Origin of the sequence: Legionella israelensis, from assembly GCF_004571175.1 — a bacterium.
Lineage (GTDB): Bacteria > Pseudomonadota > Gammaproteobacteria > Legionellales > Legionellaceae > Legionella_D > Legionella_D israelensis.
This window is the reverse complement of the sequence record NZ_CP038273.1, coordinates 2,594,715-2,618,941: the sequence shown is the minus strand read 5'-3', so window position 1 is coordinate 2,618,941 and position 24,227 is coordinate 2,594,715. Positions and strand designations below refer to the sequence as shown.

The window sequence follows — 24,227 nt, the reverse complement described above, 5'->3', positions numbered from 1 at the left end:
TTTTTAGTGCCAGTTATAATTAGAGTTTTCCGACCTGTTTTTAATCAATCTGTAATCCAAAGGTGACATATCACCGAGTGATTCATGTGGTCTTTCTTCGTTATATTCTTTCATCCAATTTGTGGTAATATCACGTACCTCATTGAGACTTCTAAATAGATAAAAATCCAATATTTCATTCCGATAAGTTCTATTGAACCGCTCCACAAATGAATTTTGAGTTGGCTTTCCCGGCTGAATAAACTCAAGAATAACACCATGCTTTTCTGCCCAATCCGCTAACGCAAGGGAAATAAACTCAGGTCCATTATCAAGTCGCAACCTTGCAGGATATCCTCGATTGGCGGCAATATGGTCAAGTACCCGAATAACCCTTAGAGCAGGCAAGCTCAAATCAATTTCAATTGCCAAAGCTTCCCGATTAAAATCATCTACCACATTAAAAGTCCTGAATCTTCTGCCGCAATTGAGGGCATCACTCATAAAATCAGCTGACCATGTATGGTTAAGGGAATCAGGCACAGCAAGAGGTTCCGGGTGACGGGAAGCTAATCTGCGTTTTCCTTTTCGCCTTATATTTAACTTCAACTCACAATAAACACGGTATACTCTTTTATGATTCCAGGAGAAACCTGCCTGCCGCAATTTGATAAACAACTTCCTGAAACCATAACGCGGATAGTGTTCGGTTATGGTCACCAATTCTTTTATCACCGCTTCATCCTTATCCATCGCCGGCTGATAGTAGTAAGCTGTACGACTTAAGCGTAATACCGAGCAGCTTCGCCTGAGACTCAGACCATGTTCCTGCACCAGATAATCAGCCATTTCCCTCTTTTCAGCCGGCTTCAAAGCTTTTTTTCTATAACATCCTTCAGTGCACGGTTTTCCAGAGACAAATCAGCAAACATCCGTTTCAGCTTTGCATTTTCTTCCTCAAGTTGCTTCATGCGTTTAATATCTGAGGCTTCCATCCCACCGTATTTTGCTTTCCAGTTGTAATAGGTGGCATCGGATATCCCATGTTCCCGGCATACATCCTTTACCAATCGTCCTACTTCAACTGATTTTAATATGTTTAAAATTTGATTTTCTGTAAAGCGACTGCGTTTCATCGTTCCTCCTCTTTTTTGCTTATTATGCCGGAGAAACTCTAATTGAAAATGGTGCTATTTTAAGGGAGGGTTACACAGCCTTTGCCTCTTTGAGGGAAGCTTCCAGCTGATAAAGCTCGGTAAAATAGGTCAAGACTTTATGGGCAATGCCTTTTTTCTTGCCGGCAAGTTTGACCACATCGACAAAATACCTTCTGGCGTGCGCCATACAGGCAACATGGGTAACATGGTCTTCTTTGTCTAAAGCGACATAACCACCATAACAGTCAGCATGCAGGTAGCCGCTGAAGTCGGAAAAGAAATCAGCCGGTATCTGGTGAGTGCGTGACGGATGGTACTGATAAACATAACAGCGTTTATCCGGTGGACCGCCAATGAATAGCCACATATAGGATTTTGATGTTGGCGGTTTGTTTTTCTGCTTGAGCACCTGCACGGGTGTTTCATCCGCATAAGCGATGTCATAATCGTGAATGGCCGCAACCATGAGTTTAACCAGCGGCGTTAATAAATCAGCGGCTTTTACCACCCAGTTGCAAAGCGTTGCTCTGGTAACGGGAATGCCCGCTTCTTTAAACATCGCCTCCTGGCGATAAAGCGGCATGTGGCGGTTAAACTTGGCATCAATCACTGCTGCCAGTAAACCAGACGATGCAATGCTTTGTGGAATAGGTTGTTTCGGCAGTTTGGCCGTTTGAATGGTTTCTTCACATGTCTTGCAAGCGTATTTTTTACGAACATGAACCACACGGAAGGTCATTTGCGGTACAACATCCAGTTGTTCTGAGATGTCGTCACCAATATGAGTTAACTCACAACCACAGTCGCAATGTTTTTCTTCATCGCTTAAGTCATGAATCTGCTCAACATAGGGTAATGACTTGGGCAGTGCTTTGCGGCCTGTGCCTTTTTTAGCACGGGTATAGGTAATGGTTTCAGTTTGAGAAGGCTCAACAGTCGATTCATCCTGTTCACTGGATGGCTCTGCTTCGTCAAATTGCAATGCCATTTGTTCCGGCACGACACCTTTTTCGCTTTTGCGGCCAAAGCGTGCATTACGGAATAAGTGCAGCTGGTGGCGAAGCGTTTCGATAGTGCTTTCCTGCTGAGCCAACAATGCCAACAAACGCGCATTTTCTTCGCGTAATTGCTCTACTGTTAAGTCAGATTGTTGTTTCATCGTTGGTATTATTTGTGTTGTTTTAATGGGCACTATTATACCAAAATAAGCATGCAATGTAACGGTTTAATTTAATAAAATCATGAAGTTAACTTAAAAATAATGCTTGAAATCAAGCATGGGAAATTCAGACATCAACTTAAATTCAAGCCCCGCCAACAACCAGTCCAACTGTTGGTGAGTAATGGCTTCAAGCTGGGTTGACGTCTTCTCCATCTTAAATTTTCCACGCTCTAAGCGCTTGTGATAAAGCACAAAACCATTCTTATCCCAAAACAAACACTTAACCCTGTCACGGCTACGATTATAAAAAACGTAAACAGAACCATCGTTCGCCGGCGATTCAAATTCCTCAATCACCATGGCAGCCAAGCCATTAATGGCTTTTCTGAAATCAACAGGTGTTGTTGCAACATAAATCGCTGTCGTTTCCGGTAAGCGCAACATTATAACGCCCCTGCAAACGTTAAAACTTCACGTAAAATGACTTTGTCGGTCTGACCGCTGATTCCAAGGCGTACACCATTTGGCAACATTAACTGAATGGCCGGCTCATAGGGCGTGTTTGCCGAAGTAGGTTCAACAGCTGACTTAACCGCTAGAAAATGAGGGGATGTTCTCTGCGCTTTTGAAGCTTTAGGACGAAGACGTCCTCGCCAATAACAAAACGCTGAATGACTTATGCCTTGCTGTTCACAGTAAACAGCTTGGGTTAAACCACTGACTTCCCATGAGTCATTATGAGATTGCCAAAATTCGCGTCGTGATCTTTTCGGATTGTCTGTCATGCTGATTTTCTCCGTTGTTAAAAATAAACGGAGTATCAAGGTTGGGAAGGAACTTTGCTAGGTGAGGTTAATTAAGCGCTTACAGAGCAAGCGGTAAAAGAGTACGCCATAGAATATCCAGCTCATGGTCAACTACGCACCAGTAATGAGTTGCGTAAGAAAGGGATTTTTGTATCCCCTAGTGGCGTTCGCAGCGTCTGGCTTAGGCATAATTTAGCTAACTTTAAAGACCGTTTGAAGGCACTTGAAGCCAAAGTAGCATCAGAGGGCATTATTCTCACAGAAGCACAAATTGCAGCTTTGGAGAAGAAGAAGTTTGATGATGAGGCTTGCGGCGAAATTGAAACAGCACATCCTGGCTATCTTGGTTCCCAAGATACATTCTATGTGGGAACTATCAAAGGAGTTGGCCGCATTTATCAGCAGACTTTTGTTGATACTTATAGCAAAGTGGCATTTGCCAAGCTCTATACAACAAAAACGCCTATTACATCAGCAGATCTCCTTAACGACAAGGTCTTGCCGTTCTTTGAGCAGCAGCAGTTACCTATGCTGCGTGTTTTAACTGACCGGGGTACAGAGTATTGTGGGAAAGTAGAACAGCATGACTATCAGCTTTATTTAGCTATTAACAACATTGATCACACGAAAACTAAAGCACAATCACCGCAAACAAACGGTATTTGTGAGCGTTTCCACAAAACGATTTTGCAGGAGTTTTATCAAATCACATTCCGTAAGAAAGTTTACGATGACATGGATGAACTGCAAAAAGATCTGGACGTATGGCTTCATTATTATAATAATGAGCGCACCCATCAAGGCAAAATGTGCTGTGGACGTACTCCAATGCAAACATTGATTGATGGCAAACAAATCTGGAAGGAAAAATTGATAGGCTGAATTTGACCTGACAGACACTTCTGAAAAACCGGTAACTGTCAGATCAAGTTTGAACTACTACAAATAATGGGTCTTTCCCATTTACGGGGGCACTCACTTAACAGCACAGCACTCTAACACGAGTCCTATAGTTTTCAAAGTTTCTAAATCCATATGCACGTCTTTGAATCAGTTTCATCTTTCTATGAAAGCCTTCTGTAATGCCATTAGACTTTCTAAATCGCCACATACAAGCTATCTCCTCTCTCCATGAGTAGAAAGTTCTACCAAGAGAAGCTAATGCCTTGAAGGGGCTCTGTTTCAACTCCTTTACCATGTTTAAAAACTTGGGTATAGCTTTTCGACACCACTTCTTATTCATAGCCTTGAACAGTAGTAACTGATGCAGCTGTTGTTGGAAGTCATAAACCGCTTTGACGGCAGGGTTGTCTTCCAAGAAAGCATCTCTTCTAATTCTTTTTTTAGTTGTTAGCTTGTCAGGTCTCGTACGAAGCAAAGGTAACAGGCCTCTATTGCTTTTCACGTTAGAAGCCAGCTCTCTGTAGGTCATCATACATTGATGCTGCAACAAACGAATCACATGAAAACGGTCAGCTACTATCCTTGCATTCGGAAAGTGCTTTTTTACGATAGAACGGTATGTACTACTTAAATCCATACAAACCACTCTGACTTGTTCCTTTCCTTCTAATGATGCCAAATAGCTAGAAAGGTCTTTTTCACTTCGACCTTTAACAATATCAAAGACTCTGATGTGGTCAAGCAAATTTGTACACCCCAGTTAAGCCACGTTTTTCATTAACCCCCAGAACCTGTTTTCAAATTGATTCGGACTTTGATAATCCAAAAACGAATGCAACCTTTGATTATTATAAAACATGGTCATGTAATCCAGAATATCCTGTTTTGCCTCGCGTCTGGTTTGATAATTACGCCAATGAATTAATTCATTTTTCAAGCGGCTGAAAAAGCTCTCAGCAACACTATTATCCCAGCAATCGCCCTTTTTACTCATGCTGCCCACAAGACCATGCTGATTGAGCAAGTCACGATATTGTTTGCTGGCATATTGTGAGCCTCTATCGGAATGCACGATAAGGCCTGCTTTGGGCTTTCTTTGCCAAATTGCCATGGTTAACGCATCACAAACCGTGTCGGCCTTCATTCTTGAACTCATGTTCCAGCCAACCACTTTTCGGGAAAACAAGTCAATCATCACCGTCAGGTATAGCCAGCCCTCATGGGTCGGGATATAGGTAATATCAGATACATAAGCACGATTGGGTTCATTGACATTAAATTGCCTGTTTAAAACATTATCAAAAACAGGCTGATTATGATTACTGTTTGTTGTTACCTTGTATTTCTTTTTATAGCGAACAAAAACACCAGCCTCACGCATCAAACTGCGGGTTTTTCTTCGACCAACCGGGTAGCCAAGAGCATTCAGCGCCTTTCTTATCCTGCGATTTCCATACGAGAATTTGCTAGATTCTGATATTTTTTTAACCCAATCCAATAACCCCTGATGTTCTGGTTTATTTGCCGGTCTTGTCCGTTTGCGTTTTTGATAACTATAGTATCCGGATGGAGTAACGCCCATTAGCCGGCACATCATGCCAACTGGCCAGGTCTTCTTATGCCGGGCGATAAACGAATATTTTATTTCGCTTCTTTCGCAAAGAAGACCGTCGCCTTTTTTAAAATTTCTTTCTCCTTATTTATGCAGGAAATGATCGTCGCAATAGAGGAAGTTGCTGGTACCAAATTCTTAGTAGGGGCATCAATTCTTATGCCCCTTCCCCTTCTTCTTTAATCGAGAAATTTTCCGTCGCACATGGTTATCAGGTTTGAATCCTTTCCGCTCCAGGTGATCATGTGCATTATCCGGCAATAGCACTTGACCTCCTCTGGTGAGCTGAACCAGATCGCATTTGGACAGGTTTCGCAAGCTGTTGTGATCTTTGGCTGGCGACCCTTGTCTAATGCTGAAAGGGTTGGACTGTGTACTTCCCTTTCTATTTCCGGTGGCTGTTCCAGAAGTCTCATAGCCTCCTGAAGTTCTTCCTCGATAGCTTTGTCGATTTGATCTTGATTGCTCATAAGATTTCTCCTTTTCAAAATTTAGTTTTTGACGTTGATTTTCCAAATCCAAATCAGCAAAAGTGATTGGCATTTGATAGTGAATGACGATTTGCAAAATAATCTTTTTAAACAGTGGAGACCCGTTCACACAAATACAGTTACCATAACGCTGTCTTGCCATCTCCAATGCGCTTTTCAGTGCAGAAATAGACCCACCTTTAGAAATGATAATTTCTTTTCCATTGTCTCTAATAACGCTGTTATCTTTTTTATAAATCTCAGTGCCTTCTTTCGTAACAGAGTCGATTTGTCCAAAATTTAAAGTAGTAAAAACTGAATCTGCACCTGAAATGGTATAATCATGTTTATTTTTACGATTACGATAACGCATTGCCACCAAGGCATCCTGGTCGCCACTTTGTGCTTTTTGTTTCAGCCAGTCAGCCCATGTTTTGTTTTGATGAGAATCTAATAATCGGTTACGTTCTTTGGCGTAATTTTTCCTAATGTTATCAATTTCATTAAGCAGCGTTTTGTTTATGTGACTATATAAGAACTTTTTCTGTACTTTAGATAGGTTCATTAATTTCAATGCAGCTCTTTTAATTCGGCCCCGCTTTTTAGCCTTTTCAATGAGTATGGCTCTAACCTCGCGCAAGTTTTTAAGCTTGTCTGAGATGAAGTGTTTATTATGTGATTTTTCATGCAGATATTTGGCATAGAGTGCAGAACCGAGTACTTTTTTATTTAATGGTTCATAACGGTAAACATTGGATGCAGGGGCATCGCCTTCTGAGTAGTATGGTACGAAGGAACCTAGCTTGGATTCGAGATTTTTTTTTGAAAAGCTTCTGGAAATTGAACTGGCTTTAACAGTCATCCCTTGTACATTGCAGAAAACAAAACCATTGGCTTGAGCACGTATCATCAATCCATGTTCTACCAAAATACTATGAATATCCTTCCAGCTTCTAGCCGCCTCTATTTTTTCCTTACAGTGACGCTTCATCCAATTAATCAAGCTTTCAATACCTGAATGGTGCTCCATATCGTCTGCAAGATTTTCCGAACGATTTTTCTGAGTTTGATGATTGGTTATTTGAAGACCTAATTCAATTTCGAGCTGGGATGCAACCTCAGCAAAGGTCTTATATGCCCTGTAAGGTTCAATCATATTAAAAGTTTTAGGATGAATTTTATTAATCGCGACATGAATATGAAGATTATCTGTATCATGATGAACAACTGAGATTCTTTGATGTTCTGTAAATCCAATCGACAATGCCACCCTATCTTCAATTTCCCGTAAAACTTGTGGTGCAGGGTTTTCACCTGCGGCGAAAGAAATAAGCATATGGTAGGTTTTATCCCCAGTGGCTCTTTGGTTTTTAGCCTGTGTTGCTAATACTTCCTGAACAGCCCAAATAGGATCGAGACTATTGCAGTTTGATAATCTGACCTTACCCACTCGCTCCTGTTTGTTTTGTTGATTACACAGGTAATGAACAAGACCCGAAAAACTACTAAGTCTAGTTTTCTTCATAGGAATATGGCGAATAATCATAGTTTTTTCACCACTTCCAACATTGCATCTTGGGTGGTTTGAATACGATTTAATAATGTTTTTACTGTTTGGAGGTCAAAATGCGCAACGCGTTTATCCTGAGTCAACCATAGTTTTAATAGTCCACCAAGCCGTCTTAAGTACTCGGCAATTGAAAGACCGGCTGTGGCTGCATTCGATTTAATTTGAATTTCTTCAGAAGGCAAAACAGGTACGCGAAGATGACGACCATTTTTTCTGGTGGGTGTTTTAAGATTCTCGTCCATAAGGATGCCGACCTCTTTATTAAGTGGTTATGCAATCCTTTGGGTATTGATTTGACCTCAAAACACGGGTTTTTCGTTGAGCACCGAAGGTGTGAATAAGACTTGTGAGGTTTGGTAGCCAGCTTGCTGGTTAGCTAACTTCACCTATCTTGCCCTGCGTTTTAAGTTCATCTAATAGCATACTATCAGGTAATTTTATGTAATTTCAAGGCTATTTGTTTTAAAACCAAATTAATTTCTAATAATTACCAATTATTACGATAAATAACATATTTATGCATTTAATAAGATGTTTAATTACGCCAAAAGGAAAGGGTCAAGTCCAAAAAGTGCTGTAAATTCCCATTAATTCAGCCTATCAAGTTAGTACGTTATTTAGTCAAAGCATTCATCCCTACAACATTAGACTTTCCGGCTTCATTCTCAGCCAGCCAGTCATTAAATTCGTCCATATTAAGATAACGCCTTGATTGCCACTGCTCGTTTTGTTCAGCTAATAAAGCGCCAATCAGCCGCCATGCAGAATCATCATTAGGAAATATCCTTATCACTCGTTCTCGGCGCCTGATTTCCTCGTTAATTCGCTCTTGCATGTTGGTGGTGCGAAGTCGCTTCCTGTATTTCTCCGGCAACGCCATAACTACCATGGCATCGTCAAAAGCCTCCTCAAGGCAGGTAACTGATTTTGGTGCTTTTTTCTCAAAGGCATCAATAAAATCATCGCGTCTACGCCTGGCTTCTTCCATATCAGGTGCCTGAAAAACAAGCTTTGCCTTTTCAGCAACATCTTTGCGGTGTCTGACAGAGCAGTGCCCGAGGATGTTGCGCATCAAGTGAACTTGGCATCGTTGCCAGGTTGCACCTTGAAAGTGCTTTCTAGCCGCTTCCACAAGCCCTGCATGCTGGTCTGACACAACATACATCACGCCTTTTAGCCCACGAGATTTTAGCCATTTAAACGCTTCATCCCATGTAGCATAGCTCTCAGTGTCACCAATGCGAAGGCCCAGTATTTCACGGTAGCCATCACTTCTGATACCCGAGATGGTCAAGGCTGCTCGAGACACGACTCTGTCACCATCACGACACTTGATAAACATCGCATCAACCATGATAAATGGGTAGTTGTCACCATCAAACCGACGCTCGTTGAAGGCTCTGACTCTTGCATCAAGACCAGAACACAGTTGACTGACGGTTGACTTTGAAAAACTAGCACCGCAAAGTTCTTCAGTAATGTTATTAACTTTTCTGGTTGATACGCCATTAACAACCATTTCCATCAGAGCCAATACAAAAGCCTGCTCACTGCGTTGATAGCGCTTAAAAATATCGGTAGAAAAAGAGCCATCACGTGTCTGCGGCACTTGAAGAGTGACTGGTCCCACACGAGTGTATAGTTGTCTTGGACGGTAACCGTTACGATAGCCTATACGTTCACCTGAACGTTCATGCTTGTCTGCTCCCAGACTTTCTGACACCTGTGCCTCCAATACCTGATTCAATACACCTTCAACAAGCTTTGCGAGCCCATCCTGGCTTGATAAAAGTTCTGGAAGCAATTCCTTTCCAACTGTAATATTGTAATCCGTCATCGCTAATCTCCTTCGATAGTTATTGTTTTTCACAACTCAATAGTACCGAATTTTAGCGATGACTCCACTCCTAAAAAGTCAACCTGAATTTACAGCAGTTTACGGACATAACCAAGGAAAGAAAATTACTTAACTCATTGCACAGCAACAAAATAGTTTGTACTATCAGAAAGAGAACAATAATAAGTTGATGGTATGACATGGGAAACTCCCTCAGCGAACGAATCGCAGCAAAGCAAATGGTAAGAAAAGCCTCTGCTAAATCTGTAAATAAAGCTGCATTTCTTGCTTTAAAAAATGATATCGGATCAGCACTAGCTGACGGCTGGTCTATAAAGCTTGTCTGGGAAACTTTAGTTGAGGAAGGCAAAATCTCATTTTCATATAAAACTTTTTGTGGCTATGTAGCACGTTTGATTGCTGCAGAAAAAAAGCCATCTATGCAGGAAAACACCAAGGATGATGAAAAGGCTAAAAGTAAGGCAAAAACCGAAATTCGCGGCTTTACTTTTAATCCAAAACCCAACTTGGAGGAACTCTTGTAATGGCAAAAATACATATCACACTGCAGGGAAAAGGCGGTGTCGGCAAATCATTTATTTCAGCAACAACTGCACAATACAAACAACACAAAGGCCATACCCCGCTGTGCATTGACACCGACCCTATCAATTCAACCTTTCATGGCTTTAAAGCCCTCAATGTCGATCATATTCAAGTCATGAGTGGTGATGAAATCAATCCCCGTCTTTTTGATGCCCTCATCGAAAAAATTGCAGCAACAACTAATGATGTGGTCATTGATAACGGTGCCAGTTCGTTTGTACCGCTATCTCATTATTTAATCAGCAACCAAGTTCCCACATTGTTACAGGAGTTAGGTCATGAAATGGTGATTCATACAGTCATCACCGGTGGCCAAGCGCTATTCGATACCATTAATGGTTTTGCACAGCTAATTGACCAGTTTGCAAATGAAGCACAGTTTGTTGTCTGGCTCAATCCCTATTGGGGAGCTGTAGAGCATGAAGGAAAAGCATTTGAACAACTAAAAGCCTACCGAGATAATAAAGACAGAATATCAGCCTTAATTCAAATTCCCGATCTAAAAAAAGAAACATACGGTCGGGATCTAACCGAGATGCTTCAACAGAAACTGACCTTCGATGAAGTTTTGAGTACGCCAGAGAAAAGCATTATGACCCGCCAACGTTTAAAAATCGTTCGCGATCAACTGTTTGGGCAGCTGGATAGTGCCAGGGTGATCTAATGTCTGAGAAACTCGATAAAATCGTTCAAGACATTACCGTCAAACATGGTGTTCTTTTGGGTAAAGACGATCCCATCCTCATGCTTCAGACCATGAATGAACAACTGATTGAGGAAAATCGAAAAGCCCAACAGGATTTGCTGGTAAAGTTCCGAGAGGAAATGGAGGGCATTTCCTCTCAATGGAAAGATGATGCCAAGGAAAAAGCCGAAAAGGTTCTCAATGCAGCATTAGCTAGTAGTAAAGAAGCTATAACCCGATTGCTGCACGAATCTACTAAAGAATCGGTTCAAGCCATGCAAAAATTGCTCTCGGATTCATTGATTGAAGCTCGCTCCTTGACACGAAAGACACAAAAATTCAGTCAATTTGCATTGGTATCATCAGCTACATTGTTTGCTGTTTCATTTACGATTCTCTTATTATTTTATAAATAAAGTTCTTCTGTTATTAAGCCCCATATTGGGGCACCTTATTTTTATCGACAATTTAATTTTTCTACAACTGCAACTTTTTTAAAAACAAGTTGTTATAGTTCAGTTCCTAATATTACCAAGGTTCTGTAAACGAAATTTCTGATCCATCCATTTAAGCGCTGCGGGCAAATGTTAAAATCCAGAGAAAGCGAATGAATTATTAGACATCACTCCATTGCTCTTCAGACCAAGGTAAATGCGCGTATCCTTTTATGATATTGGGTGGGAATATAGGGTACTTAATCACGGAAAAAAACGGCGAATAATCAAAATCACTCGGCGTGAATAAACGAGGATTGCGTCTGACAAGCTCCATATGATGTTTATTTCCCTCTTGAATAAAGGGTAAAATTGGATAATGCACTGACTGAAATGCATCGGCAATCATTGAAGAACAAATATCCTCTGTAGGTTGCATAGCATTGTGCTGAAATAAGGTTGAGCGCCATTTTCTAGGGAAAACTCCCCAAGGAAATAAAAGGCGCGCTAAATCGAACACATGACGCACATCATAATTCTTACCCAAGCGATTGAGCGCATAAACCACAACACGAGATACATCCTCTTGGGCTAACCATTCTGGCCTTACAATACGAAGATGGTCGTCTTTGTATTTATCAAGTGGTGAAATAATAGTTCCTAGTCCCAGCTCGCTTTCAACCAAAAGTTGTTTATCGGATGGGCCATCATAGTGCGTCTTAATGAGCTCCTGCACAGAATGCTCCTGTATGTCTTGCAGACGCCCTATATATAATGCAGCGTGAGACCAGGGGCTTTGAGTTACATGCCGAATAATGCGACTGACTCTGCTTCTTCCTTCCACCAAAAGCACATCTGCAGGATGTATTTTGTCGCATAATTTATTAAAATCACACAAATAGGCTCTTTGAGGCGGCTCTTGATGTGACAATAAACCGCCTATTTTTTCAATGAACCACTCGCTCCAGCATCCAGTCATAATGTTTCTCGAGGATTCAATTAGTGCCTCCTTTCATGCTATTAGATGGGGTATATTGATTTTTATTTAAGTAACCCCCTGCCAGTTTCGGGAAAAAAGGCCCCAATTTGCTGATGAAATCATAAGCCATGACGAGTGCTCCTAATGCAAAGACTACATCACCCGGAAGACGCAACCATTGCCACAACAACGTGGTATTATAAAACTCAAGGCTTCTGGAATGAGCAAAACCATGTTCGTAGACGTCCATTAATTGAGCCCACCCTATGGGAAAGAAATTCAGAGCAATCCACAATAAAAGCCCCAAATTATAGAACCAAAATGCCCAGGTGCCCATACGGTCACTCCATGACAAACGTTCTCCTGCCGCATAACGCAAACAAAAATAAATCAATCCAAGGCCCAGTAGGCCAAATGCACCAAATAAAGCCGTATGCGCATGATTGAGCGTTAAAAAAGTACCGTGCTCATAATAATTTACCAGTGGTGCGTTGAGTGTTCCCCCACCAAAGACTCCCGCACCAACAAAATTCCAAAATGAAGCGCCTAACACATAGAGATACGCTAAATTATAAGTAAAATCACCCTGACGTTTAATCAACTGCCGATGTTCAATCGCATCAATAATGAGAAGCACTAAGGGTAATACCTCAATAAAGGAAAACATGGAACCAAGCGGCACCCAAATATCGGGCGTACCAGTCCAATACCAATGATGCCCGGCGCCAATAACTCCACCTAAGAAAATAAGAATGGTTTCAAAATACATAGTTCGTTCTGCAAGAGCACGCGATACCAAGCCGGTACCCATTAAAAGATAAGCAGTCGCACACGCTGCAAAAAACTCAAAGGATTGCTCAACCCAAAGATGAACAACCCACCAACGCCAAAAATCAGTAATGGTAAATGATTTTTCAATGCCGGTTAACGGAATCATCCCAAAGCAATACAATACGGCAACGTTGGCGGTGCTGGCCCAAAACAGATGTTCCAGACGAATTCTACCTGTCCAAAATTGTACCGTGGCTTCTTTGACAACGCTCCAGTCAGGCCACATACCGCGAAATACAATAAAACTCCAAAGAAACAGTCCCAGACAAAACCCAATTTGCCATAAGCGACCGAGTTGCAAATAAGAAAGTCCCTGATTGCCAATCCAAAACCAGTATTGGTTGACGTACCCCATAATTCCTAAATAATCACCAATTAAGGCGCCACTTACAACAAAGAGTGTAACCCAAAATAAAAGGCTGACTAAAAAGCTTTGGCCTTTTGCTTCTTTTTTACTGATAATGGACGCTATAAATACCGCGGCACTTATCCAGGACAGCGCAATCCAGACTATGGGCGTTTGTATGTGCACATCCCGCAGAAAGTTAAAGGGTAAATAGTCATTAATTGCGATACCATAAAAACCCTCACGCTCAGAATAGTAATGCGCCATAATAGCACCTACTCCGATTTGAATGAGTAAAATCACTGCAACGACCAGGAAATACTGGCCCACTTTACGCTGGCTTGATGTCAGTGGTTTAAAATGCATGAATAGCGGTGTTCTGGGAGAATTATCTGGCACACTTAGATAGCGATGATAAATATACAAAATGGCGCCAAAACCTAAAAACACAAAACAAAAGGAAACCCACGTCCAATAAAACGTAGCTGGGGTTGGATTATTACCCATGCTGGGCTCATAGGGCCAGTTGTTGGTATAAGAGCTGTTTTGTCCTGGTCTATGAGCAATGGTGGTCAATGAGGAATAAATCAGGAATGCTGCTGTGTGCAATGCGCTTTGCTCATCGAGACTATAGGCTTTAGTCCAACCTTTTTGGGCATCATGGTTCAATAAGGTTGAGGCAATTTCTTGTTTTAATTGTCCGATTGAATCAGCAATAGATTGTGACAAAACACTGATTGGTGCACTTAAATCCGTACTTTGTAATTCACGCTGCATGGTTTTTCGAACTAAATACTGCTCTTCTTCGGCCAAATCGGCAAACGCTTTACCATATCGCGCTTGCGCTATTTTATCCTCAACAAGTCGTCCTAAACGCACGACGCGACCTGAAGGAGCTTGAAATTGTTGTGGGAGGGGCGGAGCAAGTTGATAGGTTTTATAAGTACCCCATATGAGCACCACAAAACAAATCAGTGCTGTGAACAATAAAATGAATTAGTTTCGACTTAATCTGACATAACCACTTGAAAAGGTGAGAGTTTCCGGTTTTGATAGAAGTGCAAACTTTAACAAAACCAAAAGGAAAACTCTCATGATAGATAATAACGTTAAAATTATTAAACACAAAGTTGGCTTACTAAATTTAGCTGAAGAATTAGGCAATGTATCGAAAGCCTGTAAGGTAATGGGTTTATCACGAGACACCTTCTATCGTTATAAATCAGCGGTAGAATCTGGTGGGGTAGATGCCTTATTTGATAAGTCACGAAGGCAACCTAATCACAAGAACCGTGTTGACGATTCTATAGAGCAAGCGGTAAAAGAGTACGCCATAGAATATCCAGCTCATGGTCAACTACGCACCAGTAATGAGTTGCGTAAGAAAGGGATTTTTGTATCCCCTAGTGGCGTTCGCAGCGTCTGGCTTAGGCATAATTTAGCTAACTTTAAAGACCGTTTGAAGGCACTTGAAGCCAAAGTAGCATCAGAGGGCATTATTCTCACAGAAGCACAAATTGCAGCTTTGGAGAAGAAGAAGTTTGATGATGAGGCTTGCGGCGAAATTGAAACAGCACATCCTGGCTATCTTGGTTCCCAAGATACATTCTATGTGGGAACTATCAAAGGAGTTGGCCGCATTTATCAGCAGACTTTTGTTGATACTTATAGCAAAGTGGCATTTGCCAAGCTCTATACAACAAAAACGCCTATTACATCAGCAGATCTCCTTAACGACAAGGTCTTGCCGTTCTTTGAGCAGCAGCAGTTACCTATGCTGCGTGTTTTAACTGACCGGGGTACAGAGTATTGTGGGAAAGTAGAACAGCATGACTATCAGCTTTATTTAGCTATTAACAACATTGATCACACGAAAACTAAAGCACAATCACCGCAAACAAACGGTATTTGTGAGCGTTTCCACAAAACGATTTTGCAGGAGTTTTATCAAATCACATTCCGTAAGAAAGTTTACGATGACATGGATGAACTGCAAAAAGATCTGGACGTATGGCTTCATTATTATAATAATGAGCGCACCCATCAAGGCAAAATGTGCTGTGGACGTACTCCAATGCAAACATTGATTGATGGCAAACAAATCTGGAAGGAAAAATTGATAGGCTGAATTTGACCTGACAGACACTTCTGAAAAACCGGTAACTGTCAGATCAAGTTTGAACTACTACAAATAAAATCCATTTTAAGACCAGGGCAACTGGGTCGTTTGTTTCCTGGGCATATTCCGTTACCGCTTTTTTATTTTGAGTCATTGTTCCATTCCTTGAAACATCGTGTCGCTTCTTTAAAATTATTGCTTATAAAAATACATCACTTAAGATAGCCTGAGAAGGTACGCCCGCAAGAAAAATCTTTTTTTTCATCTTATCTGTCGTTTCTTTAGGGCCACAAACATAAACTCGTGTCTCTTTCAGCTGGTTTAAATGCATTAATGCTCGTTGTTCAATGGAGGCCTCAGGATATAGCCCCTGGCTTTGAAGTACACAAGGGTCATACACAAAAGAAGGAAACAACATGGATAATAGTTCCAGCTCTTCTTGATAGTAGATGTCTTCATCCGAAAGCCCTCCGTGAACCAATGTAATGGTGCCTTGATGGTTTTGTTTCATGGCGCTTTTAATAATGGCAATGAGTGGGGCAAGTCCTGTGCCAGTTCCTGCCAGTAACATATTAAAAATCAATTGCTCCGGGTTATAGTAAAAACAGCGACCAAATGGCCCCCTTAGTTTTACTTCAGTATTTTTTGTTACTTTGTTTACCAGCCATTGCCCCATGCTTCCATCCGGGTAAATTTTAACGTGTAATTCAATAAATCCTTCTTGGTTCGGGATGTTGGCGATTGAATAACTGCGTATTGTGCCCTCAGGATTAATGAGACTAAGATATTGACCAGGAATCCAATGTTCTAAATTATCCACATGAAACCTCACTTGCATTACATTGTAATTCAGTGATTTGATATCGATGATTTGTGCGCTCACCTCGCATTCAGCGCTTTCAGGAACTGACACATCAAGTGGCGTTTCAGGCTTTGCAAGACACGCCAGAAAATAACCTTGCACTTTAAGCGTTTCGGGTAATCCTTATTGCCAGGCAGGGTTAATCTCCCCATCTTTGACTTTTATTAAGCAGGACTGACAAATACCTGCCTTACAAGAATTAGGATAATCAACCTCATGGCGCAGCAGACATTGCAATACACTTTCTTGAGACTCCAAGGTATAGAGTTGATTTTTAAATGCTACAGTACTCATGTGCGCCCCAAAACGTCATTGCGAACACTATTGGCAATTGCTGCCACTTGCTTCATATCTTCCGCGTTTACCCTTAACCCAGAAAGTGTTGCACCGAGATGCTCAATCACAATATCCACATGCGTATCATTTAGTCCGCGCTTAATTAAGTGGGCATGTCCTTCCCGCATGTTTTTTCCACTGTAGTGATTGGGTCCACCGAAGACCATGGTTAAAAATCCTTTTTGCTTCAGGATTTGTTGTTCCATATCAATATCATCAAAAAAATGACTGACTCGTTCATCTGTTAACATTTTGCGATAGAAAATATCAACCGCTGCATTGACTGCGTTTTGACCTCCCAGGCGTTCAAATAATGATTCAAACATAGCATCCCCATTAAAGATATATTTGCAATGCACCTTATAAAAAGAAATAATCACAGTCAATAACCCAATTAGGAATTCATGATGCAGCTCACCCAATTTACCGATTATTCATTACGTGCTTTAATTTATATCACGCTTAGAAAGGAAACTTGTACCATTAAAGACATTACTGAAGCTTATGACATATCAAGCAATCATATGGTTAAAATCATTCATAATTTGGCCACACTTAAACTTATTAAAACCATTCGCGGGAAAAATGGCGGCATTTTAATGGCCGCTCAACCTGAAGCCATAAATTTAGGTCGATTAATTATTCAATTGGAACCTCATTTTGATTTGGTGCCTTGTTTTAATAAAGAAAAAGCAACCTGCTGTATTGCCCCAGTATGCAAATTAAAGAGTGTCTTGCATGAAGCGCAAGCTGCTTTTATGAGTGTTTTGGAACGCTATACCTTAGCGGATGTAGTCTTTAATAAGGCGGAGCTGTCTTTATTATTAAACATGAAACCGCTAGAACAGTAAGGCCTTATCAGGAGCAATAGGCCAGATTTGCTCTACCAAAGTACTTTTATTGTTTAGTTTTTCAATGTAACAATCAATAAATTCGCTCCGTTGCTCCTCAATATTTCCTAGAAACCATTGTCTTAACGTGACACTTAGCGTGATGTCTTTTAGCCAGAAATCAAAAGTAAGCGCTTCTTTTTAAGACTACGAGGCCAAAGCCTATCAATCAAAATCCATACTCCTTCTTTAATCTATGGAGGAGTATAGACGCGGCAAATCTGAATCATATTTCGATGAGTAGAAATCATGGCATTCCTTGTTATCGACTATGCATCACCCCAGTTTTTGCGCAAGCAAGATACCAAACACACCAGGTATCTGTTTTCCAGATGCATCTTGCTTATGCAAATGCCCCACTGATTCTTTATACTCCAGTATAGACCATCCGGCATCTTGATATCGATGATAGAGCTCTTCTTGATTTGGCAGGTAAGTAAAAAATTCAGGTAATGAATAGAGTTCCGATTGAATAGGGAAAACCAAAAAATGGTACCCATTCTTATTGGTCGCCTCTTGAAGCTCTGTAAGCAAGAAGGGAATACGTTCTGAATTTAAGAATTGCAGGGCGACAGTTGAAAGCACGAAATCAAAACGTTCTACACCAAGCTTTAAGGGCTGATTTAAATCGTACAATTGGGTGACCACCTTGCCAAATGCTTCTTTTCGAGCAATCTCCTGAATAGTCTCTAATGCCGATTGGTTGTTGTCCAGCCCAGTAATTTGATACCCCATTTTGGCCAAATACAATAAATTCCTTCCTGAGCCACAACCTACATCGAGAATAGATGCTTCTTGCAGATGGTGCAAGTAAGTCTGATAAACATACACCAGATCACTCTGCACGGCACTTAGTCCGTATTTTTTATTAAAGTAGCGGTGGGGTATGCAGTAAAACTCAAGTGTTGCCTTAAATGATTTACTGACAGGGATAATTTTATGCCATGCCGCTGGTGAAATCTGAAGCTCGGGATGCTCTTGATCGATGCGCGTGCGTGAACACTCTTGTCCCAGGCCATTTAAGAATGCAAAATCAATCGCACCTTCATGCAAAAAAAGCCTTCCCCAGGTGCCTTCTTTGGTGCTGTGTTTTTCTAAAAAAAACTTCAGTTTTCCATGGCTGTCAATGTCGGTTTGTTTGTAGCACAGTAACTTATTGTGTTCTAATGACATGATGCATCCTTATATTCTTAATATTGGTTCTGTGATTCCGTGTTGTTTGCATCGTCGATGTATTCTGGTTTCAATTGAGTCAACAAAGTTCTGTCATTTACCAACTTATCTGCTAATTGATGGTTTACATCACGATGTTCCACTTCATCGTCCCGCACAACCAAAAGCACGTCGCGTAATCGAGCATTAGAGGCAAGCTCCCAATATTGTTTAGCGATCTCAGGAGCAGGAACATTCTCAATACGCCCTTCATCCAACTCCTGTAAATAATGGGTATAACTGACAACAGCCTCCTCTTCAAGATAACCAACAAAACGATGTGCTGTTTTTGAAGAACAAACATACATCAACAGATACAACACCACAAAAATAGCTTGTGCCATAAAAATAATAAAACGCTCAAACCAATTGGGTTTAGCAATGTACATAAACGTAATCAAATGCATTCGTTCATTATCTGCTTCATCCAATAAAATTTTAATCCACCCCTCATCGTTTTTAATTTTTCTTAGGCAGCGTAAATGCAACAAGGCAGCACCTACCATACCAGGAACAGCAGCTACTGTTTCCAGCACAATGGCTCGATTGCCATAGCGTTTTTGAAAAAAGGTATCCGCGAAAAATCGGAAAAACTTTACCATACCAAAGGCAATTTTATCACTTATGGTTTTGGCGGACCTATGAGTTACTGGCATGATATGCTCCTTTGTGGTGCGTGATATACGATATATTATATTAAAGATGTATTTTAAATACAACTTTAATGTGGCTGATTAACTTGAAATTGCAGGCGATGATTCGTTCAGTGAATACCGTATGCAATTTCGTTTAAAAACTATAATACTCTGATTAGTAAAGATTTTAGAATTAGCGGTTCTTGACTGAGCCCGCTTCATCTTAATAAGATGTATTTTAAATATTTATATTGGTTGTCAATTGCCACGCTCTTATGGATAAGTGGCACTGTAAATAGACCTATTTCTTTGTATTTTTTATATGATGAAAATAAAACACAGAATTTGACTGAATCAATGCGTCTTTGTTTAGGCATCTTGCTAATTCAGATTAGGTTTATCCAGTAATCCCTTATTGTTTAGTTTTTGCAATAATAAATGAAAATAAATAAATCCTGCATAGGGATACCATTTTTTCGTAATTTTTGAAATTTGTTCGTAATCCAATTTTGTTTTAATACCTAACAACAGCTGTAAATTTTTTGCGGCACCTACATCATCTCCCGGGAACATTTCAATTTTACCCAATCCACGTAATAAAACATATTCTGCAGACCATCGTCCAATCCCCTTAAATTGGCATAGAAATGTTACAATTTCATTGTTGGTTCTATCCTCTAAATTATCAAACAAGGTTTCATCAGCGATTATTCTTAACGATAACTCAATAAGTGTTCTGCATTTATTGGTGCTAAAGCCCAACTTTTTTAATTCAGGAATAGAGCAACTTGCTACATCTTTTGGGAGGGGAAATAAATAAAATGTTCCAAAAGCATCACTCATACTTTGTCCAACATATTGAACAAAACGGTTTTGAATTTGTAACCCTGCATCAAGTGATAATTGTTGGCAGGAGATAGCGTTAACAATTGCCTCAAATATACTAGGAAATCGAGGGGGCTTAAGTCCTTTAAATTGCCTCACCATAGAATTTAAATAAGGATCTTCTTCTGCAATACGATAAAAATTGAGTAAGTTACGATTAAGCCCAAACATCATTTCTAATAATCGAATTAATTCTATCTTTATTTGTGAGCTAATTTTTATATTGGTAGATACCAAAATTTCTTTTTCATTTTTTTGTTCTACATCTACTTTAATCAATTGATTTTCAATTAAAAATAATCGTGTATAACGTTCATGACTCCATAAATCAACAATGTTCTTATCCCTTCTACGTAGGGCCCAAATGGTGTAATCAAGTCTAAATGGGTATGTTGGTTGTAAAAGAAATGAACTATGCATAATCTCTCAGTCCTATTAAATTAAATATGCCTTTCCATTGATTCAATAGATCTATAAAAGTGAGCTCCATATTGAAGGACAATTTAACCTGTTCCTCCAATAACAGATAGGTGTTTTAACCAACGTCGATCATCACGTTAGGATAATCATCACGAGTATATACGCCCTATATCTTTCTTATGAGTTAAAAATTCCTGTTTAAAGATAATAAGGAAATAATGATAATTTCTTAATTCATAGCCAGAAAATACGAACAAGAATGTACAAAATTGTCATTCCAACTACAGGGATAACAATAAACCCAAGAAAATTATAAAATCCTATTCGGTTTTCTGCTGATTTATTATAGAATTTTTTGAATATTTTCCATTCACTTTTAAAAAAGTTCTTTTTGGTCATAATTAATCATCCATGCTATTGGTTTTCGCCTACTATCATTTTAAAAGTATAGCTATACTATTTAATCATTGTATTACTTTGTATAACACGTAGCATCCTTTGCGGGACCTTACCAGCATCTAAGTTAAGAAATTTCTTTTGAAATATTCATAAAATAATTAACTATACTATAAATCTCACTCCCTAAATTTCATCAATACATAAAGTTCCGATAAGGATATCGTATGCTACCAATAAAAAATTGGATCATGGGTGCAAAACAAAAAAATAATCAGGCTATAATAAACGAGTCCTCTGAGGATTCATTTCCTGCAAGCGATCCTCCCTCCTGGGCAGGGGGAATACAGGAAATCAAACAGCATACTATTGTATCAGACCTTGTTCTTACCAGTGAATTCCATAAAAGTACACAACAAATTCTTTCGATACATGGTATCGCTTATCATTACTATAGTTTACGCGCTGCTGAACAAGGAGGACTTAAAGATTTATCAAAACTACCCTACACTTTAAAAATTCTTTTGGAGAATTTACTTCGTCATCTCGACGGACAATCTGTTACAGTTGATGATCTCAAAGCAATCATTGAGTGGTTAAAACTAAAAACGTCTAATCGTGAAATAGTTTATCGTCCTGCACGTGTCTTAATGCAGGATTTTACTGGTGTACCTGCTATTGTAGATCTTGCTGCAATGCGTGCTGCGATTGAAAAGCTTGGCGGAAATCCGGAACAAATTAATCCCCTTTCAGCTGTTGATCTGATTATTGATCATTCCATACAGATTGATCAGTTTCTCATACCCGATGCCTTTACAATCAATGCCACAATGGAAATGGAAAGGAATTATGAGCGCTATGAGTTTTTACGATGGGGACAAAAAGCATTTAGAAATTTCCGTGTTGTACCACCTGATACGGGAATATGTCATCAGGTGAACCTGGAGTACCTGGCCAAAACGGTTTGGACCCAGGAAATCAATGGGAAAATATATGCCTACCCAGATACATTAGTGGGTACAGACAGCCATACGACTATGATTAATGGTCTTGGGGTACTGGGTTGGGGAGTCGGCGGTATTGAAGCAGAAGCAGCTATGTTAGGACAACCAATTTCTTTACTAATTCCTGAAGTAATTGGGGTAAAACTGACAGGACAATTACAAGAGGGCATTACAGCAACTGATCTGGTTCTTTCTGTAACACATCTTTTACGTGAAAAAGGTGTCGTAGGAAAATTTGTTGAATTCTTTGGAGATGGGTTACGTCATTTATCTCTTGCAGATCGAGCAACAATTAGCAATATGTCACCTGAATATGGTGCAACATGCGGTTTCTTTCCTATTGATGAAGCCACTCTCGATTATTTGCGTTTAAGTGGAAGAGAGGAGCAAAGCGTTGCTCTTGTTGAAGCTTATGCAAAAATTCAGGGATTATGGCATGATCCTCAAGCTGAACTTATTTATACAGATTTGGTTACGCTAGATTTATCAACTATCCGAGCATGTATTGCTGGCCCAAAACGCCCACAAGATCAAGTTGAATTGTCAAAGCTGGCTAATACTTTTGATAAATTATTAGCAGAAAACAAACGTAGCGAAGAGAGAGAACAATCGTTTGATACCGATATGAATTATGAATTGCATCATGGGGATGTTGTTATTGCAGCAATCACCAGTTGCACCAACACCTCAAACCCAAATGTACTTATTGCAGCTGGATTATTAGCAAAAAAAGCAGTTGAAAAAGGGATGACACGAAAACCCTGGGTGAAAACCTCATTTGCACCAGGTTCCCAAGTGGTCACTCTCTATCTTGAAAAAACTAACTTACAAAAATATCTTAATGAACTAGGCTTCACATTAGCAGGCTATGGATGTACAACGTGCATCGGAAATTCTGGCCCTCTTCCCGAACCTGTAGAAAAAATAGTGATTGAAAATGATTTAATTGTTTCAGCTGTACTTTCAGGTAATCGTAATTTTGAAGGACGAATCCATCCACTTGTTAAAGCAAATTGGCTCGCATCACCACCGCTTGTTGTTGCCTTTGCCATTGCTGGGACTGTATTGATTGATTTGACAAAAGATCCTCTTGGAGAAGATAAAGCAAGAAATCCTGTTTATCTACATGATTTATGGCCCACAAATGATGAAATTGCCCGAGAGGTAGCTACTATTACTAACAAGATGTTTCATGACACCTATGCAAATATATTTACAGGAACAGATGAATGGCGCTCTATGAAAATTTCTGAATCAGATACTTATGCATGGCCTTTAGATTCAACATATATTCAACACCCACCATTTTTTGATGGTATGGGCGTGACCCCAGAAAAAATTAAGAATATTAAAGGTGCGCGAATCTTGGCACTGTTTGGAGATAGCATTACTACAGACCATATTTCACCAGCCGGTTCTATAAAACCAGAGAGTCCCGCTGGGGAATATCTGCAATCCAAAGGTGTCACAATTAAAGACTTTAATTCTTATGGCTCACGACGTGGAAACCATGAAGTCATGGTACGAGGAACATTTGCAAACATCCGTATTAGAAATGAGATGACTCCAGAGCTTGAAGGAGGCTTTACAAAATATATTCCCACTGGTGAAATAATGTCGATATATGATGCTGCAATGCGTTATAAAAATGGACGTACTGCATTGGTTGTAATTGCTGGTAGGGAGTATGGAACAGGCTCTTCTCGAGATTGGGCGGCAAAAGGACCGAAGCTTCAGGGTGTTGTGGCCGTCATGGCAGAGAGTTTTGAGCGAATCCATCGCTCAAATTTAATTGGTATGGGAATTTTGCCCTTAGAGTTTCCTGAAGGAGTCACACGTAAAACACTACAAATTTCAGGCTCTGAAGTCATTGATATTATAGGTCTTACTCATCAGATGAAACCACGCATGCCAGTAAAGGTTGTTATCCATAGAGAAGATGGAAATCAAAGCGAAGTTACTCTTATTTCGCGAATTGATACATTAAATGAATTAGATTACTACAAAAATGGTGGAATTTTACACTATGTATTAAGAGGAATGTTAAAAAAATAAGCGTATCAATGTAGAGTTGTTTTTATTAGTAAGCTA

17 protein-coding genes and 6 pseudogenes are annotated in these 24,227 nt (G+C 40.0%); 7 read left to right on the top strand and 16 right to left on the bottom strand.

Annotation, left to right across the window (positions count from 1 at the left end; all coding sequences use genetic code 11):
* Positions 1 to 3: 3 nt before the first annotated feature.
* From E4T55_RS12010 to tnpA, 4 genes are all read right to left on the bottom strand, one after another.
* A protein-coding gene (locus E4T55_RS12010; RefSeq protein WP_242604080.1) for an IS3 family transposase occupies positions 4 to 1,115 on the bottom strand; the annotation gives its coding sequence in 2 pieces (ribosomal slippage) (positions 4 to 863 and positions 863 to 1,115; 1,113 coding nt in all).
* Between the two features lie 70 nt (positions 1,116 to 1,185).
* Positions 1,186 to 2,295: an IS66 family transposase gene (tnpC, locus tag E4T55_RS12005; RefSeq protein WP_115325363.1), complete on the bottom strand. Its 1,110-nt coding sequence runs from the start codon at positions 2,293 to 2,295 to the stop codon at positions 1,186 to 1,188.
* Between the two features lie 93 nt (positions 2,296 to 2,388).
* On the bottom strand, positions 2,389 to 2,742 hold the full coding sequence (tnpB, locus tag E4T55_RS12000; protein ID WP_058501898.1) for an IS66 family insertion sequence element accessory protein TnpB: 354 nt from the start codon (positions 2,740 to 2,742) through the stop codon (positions 2,389 to 2,391).
* Complete coding sequence (gene tnpA, locus E4T55_RS11995) at positions 2,742 to 3,083, bottom strand: IS66 family insertion sequence element accessory protein TnpA (RefSeq protein ID WP_058501899.1); 342 nt, start codon at positions 3,081 to 3,083, stop codon at positions 2,742 to 2,744. Before tnpA ends, tnpB begins: the two co-directional genes overlap by 1 nt.
* An 81-nt stretch (positions 3,084 to 3,164) precedes the next feature.
* On the opposite strand from tnpA, the pseudogene E4T55_RS11990 reads away from it, so the two are divergent.
* Positions 3,165 to 4,053, top strand: a pseudogene (locus E4T55_RS11990) (IS481 family transposase); the annotation flags it as partial.
* 30 nt (positions 4,054 to 4,083) lie between these two features.
* Here E4T55_RS11990 and E4T55_RS11985 read toward each other — a convergent pair.
* From E4T55_RS11985 to E4T55_RS11965, 5 genes and pseudogenes are all read right to left on the bottom strand, one after another.
* Positions 4,084 to 4,737 (bottom strand): annotated as a pseudogene (locus E4T55_RS11985) (ISL3 family transposase); the annotation flags it as partial.
* Between the two features lie 30 nt (positions 4,738 to 4,767).
* Positions 4,768 to 5,700, bottom strand: a pseudogene (locus E4T55_RS11980) (IS3 family transposase); the annotation flags it as partial.
* 69 nt (positions 5,701 to 5,769) lie between these two features.
* Positions 5,770 to 7,635, bottom strand: a complete 1,866-nt coding sequence (gene traI / locus E4T55_RS11975) for a TraI/MobA(P) family conjugative relaxase (RefSeq protein ID WP_058500450.1) — start codon at positions 7,633 to 7,635, stop codon at positions 5,770 to 5,772.
* Complete coding sequence (locus E4T55_RS11970) at positions 7,632 to 7,901, bottom strand: plasmid mobilization protein (protein ID WP_058500451.1); 270 nt, start codon at positions 7,899 to 7,901, stop codon at positions 7,632 to 7,634. Before E4T55_RS11970 ends, traI begins: the two co-directional genes overlap by 4 nt.
* Positions 7,902 to 8,272: 371 nt before the next feature.
* Positions 8,273 to 9,496, bottom strand: a complete 1,224-nt coding sequence (locus E4T55_RS11965; RefSeq protein WP_115325208.1) for an IS256 family transposase — start codon at positions 9,494 to 9,496, stop codon at positions 8,273 to 8,275.
* A 200-nt stretch (positions 9,497 to 9,696) separates the two neighbouring features.
* Here E4T55_RS11965 and E4T55_RS11960 point away from each other — a divergent pair, with 200 nt between their 5' ends.
* From E4T55_RS11960 to E4T55_RS11950, 3 genes are read left to right on the top strand one after another with little or no spacing between them, the layout of a single operon-like run.
* Entirely contained in the window at positions 9,697 to 10,041 is a 345-nt protein-coding gene (locus tag E4T55_RS11960) for a TraK family protein (protein ID WP_058501819.1), read from the top strand.
* Entirely contained in the window at positions 10,041 to 10,766 is a 726-nt protein-coding gene (locus tag E4T55_RS11955) for an ArsA-related P-loop ATPase (protein ID WP_058501820.1), read from the top strand. Before E4T55_RS11960 ends, E4T55_RS11955 begins: the two co-directional genes overlap by 1 nt.
* Complete coding sequence (locus E4T55_RS11950) at positions 10,766 to 11,203, top strand: conjugal transfer protein TraM (RefSeq protein ID WP_058501821.1); 438 nt, start codon at positions 10,766 to 10,768, stop codon at positions 11,201 to 11,203. Before E4T55_RS11955 ends, E4T55_RS11950 begins: the two co-directional genes overlap by 1 nt.
* Positions 11,204 to 11,402: 199 nt before the next feature.
* On the opposite strand, the gene E4T55_RS11945 is transcribed toward E4T55_RS11950, so the two are convergent.
* Complete coding sequence (locus tag E4T55_RS11945; protein ID WP_058501822.1) at positions 11,403 to 12,200, bottom strand: YiiX/YebB-like N1pC/P60 family cysteine hydrolase; 798 nt, start codon at positions 12,198 to 12,200, stop codon at positions 11,403 to 11,405.
* 16 nt (positions 12,201 to 12,216) lie between these two features.
* Positions 12,217 to 14,373, bottom strand: a pseudogene (locus E4T55_RS11940) (cbb3-type cytochrome c oxidase subunit I); the annotation flags it as partial.
* A 97-nt stretch (positions 14,374 to 14,470) separates the two neighbouring features.
* Between E4T55_RS11940 and E4T55_RS11935 the strand changes: the two are divergent.
* A pseudogene (locus tag E4T55_RS11935) lies at positions 14,471 to 15,572 on the top strand (IS481 family transposase).
* 123 nt (positions 15,573 to 15,695) lie between these two features.
* On the opposite strand, the pseudogene E4T55_RS11930 reads toward E4T55_RS11935, so the two are convergent.
* Positions 15,696 to 16,652 (bottom strand): annotated as a pseudogene (locus E4T55_RS11930) (FAD-binding oxidoreductase).
* A complete protein-coding gene (locus tag E4T55_RS11925; RefSeq protein WP_058502124.1) occupies positions 16,649 to 17,020 on the bottom strand; it encodes a group I truncated hemoglobin in 372 nt (123 codons plus the stop codon). Before E4T55_RS11925 ends, E4T55_RS11930 begins: the two are co-directional and overlap by 4 nt.
* Positions 17,021 to 17,101: 81 nt before the next feature.
* Here E4T55_RS11925 and E4T55_RS11920 point away from each other — a divergent pair, with 81 nt between their 5' ends.
* Positions 17,102 to 17,545: an Rrf2 family transcriptional regulator gene (locus E4T55_RS11920; protein WP_058502123.1), complete on the top strand. Its 444-nt coding sequence runs from the start codon at positions 17,102 to 17,104 to the stop codon at positions 17,543 to 17,545.
* 315 nt (positions 17,546 to 17,860) lie between these two features.
* On the opposite strand, the gene tehB is transcribed toward E4T55_RS11920, so the two are convergent.
* The 3 genes from tehB to E4T55_RS11905 all read right to left on the bottom strand — a co-directional run bounded on the left by tehB (position 17,861) and on the right by E4T55_RS11905 (position 20,736).
* Positions 17,861 to 18,757 (bottom strand): SAM-dependent methyltransferase TehB, encoded by an 897-nt coding sequence (gene tehB, locus E4T55_RS11915; RefSeq protein WP_058502122.1) that lies wholly within the window; start codon positions 18,755 to 18,757, stop codon positions 17,861 to 17,863.
* A 17-nt stretch (positions 18,758 to 18,774) separates the two neighbouring features.
* Positions 18,775 to 19,452, bottom strand: coding sequence for an alternative oxidase (locus E4T55_RS11910; protein ID WP_058502121.1), 678 nt, complete (start codon positions 19,450 to 19,452; stop codon positions 18,775 to 18,777).
* A gap of 360 nt (positions 19,453 to 19,812) precedes the next feature.
* Positions 19,813 to 20,736, bottom strand: coding sequence for a DNA-3-methyladenine glycosylase family protein (locus E4T55_RS11905; protein ID WP_115325206.1), 924 nt, complete (start codon positions 20,734 to 20,736; stop codon positions 19,813 to 19,815).
* 623 nt (positions 20,737 to 21,359) lie between these two features.
* On the opposite strand from E4T55_RS11905, the gene acnA reads away from it, so the two are divergent.
* A complete protein-coding gene (acnA, locus tag E4T55_RS11900) occupies positions 21,360 to 24,191 on the top strand; it encodes an aconitate hydratase AcnA (protein ID WP_082636533.1) in 2,832 nt (943 codons plus the stop codon).
* Positions 24,192 to 24,227: the final 36 nt, after the last annotated feature.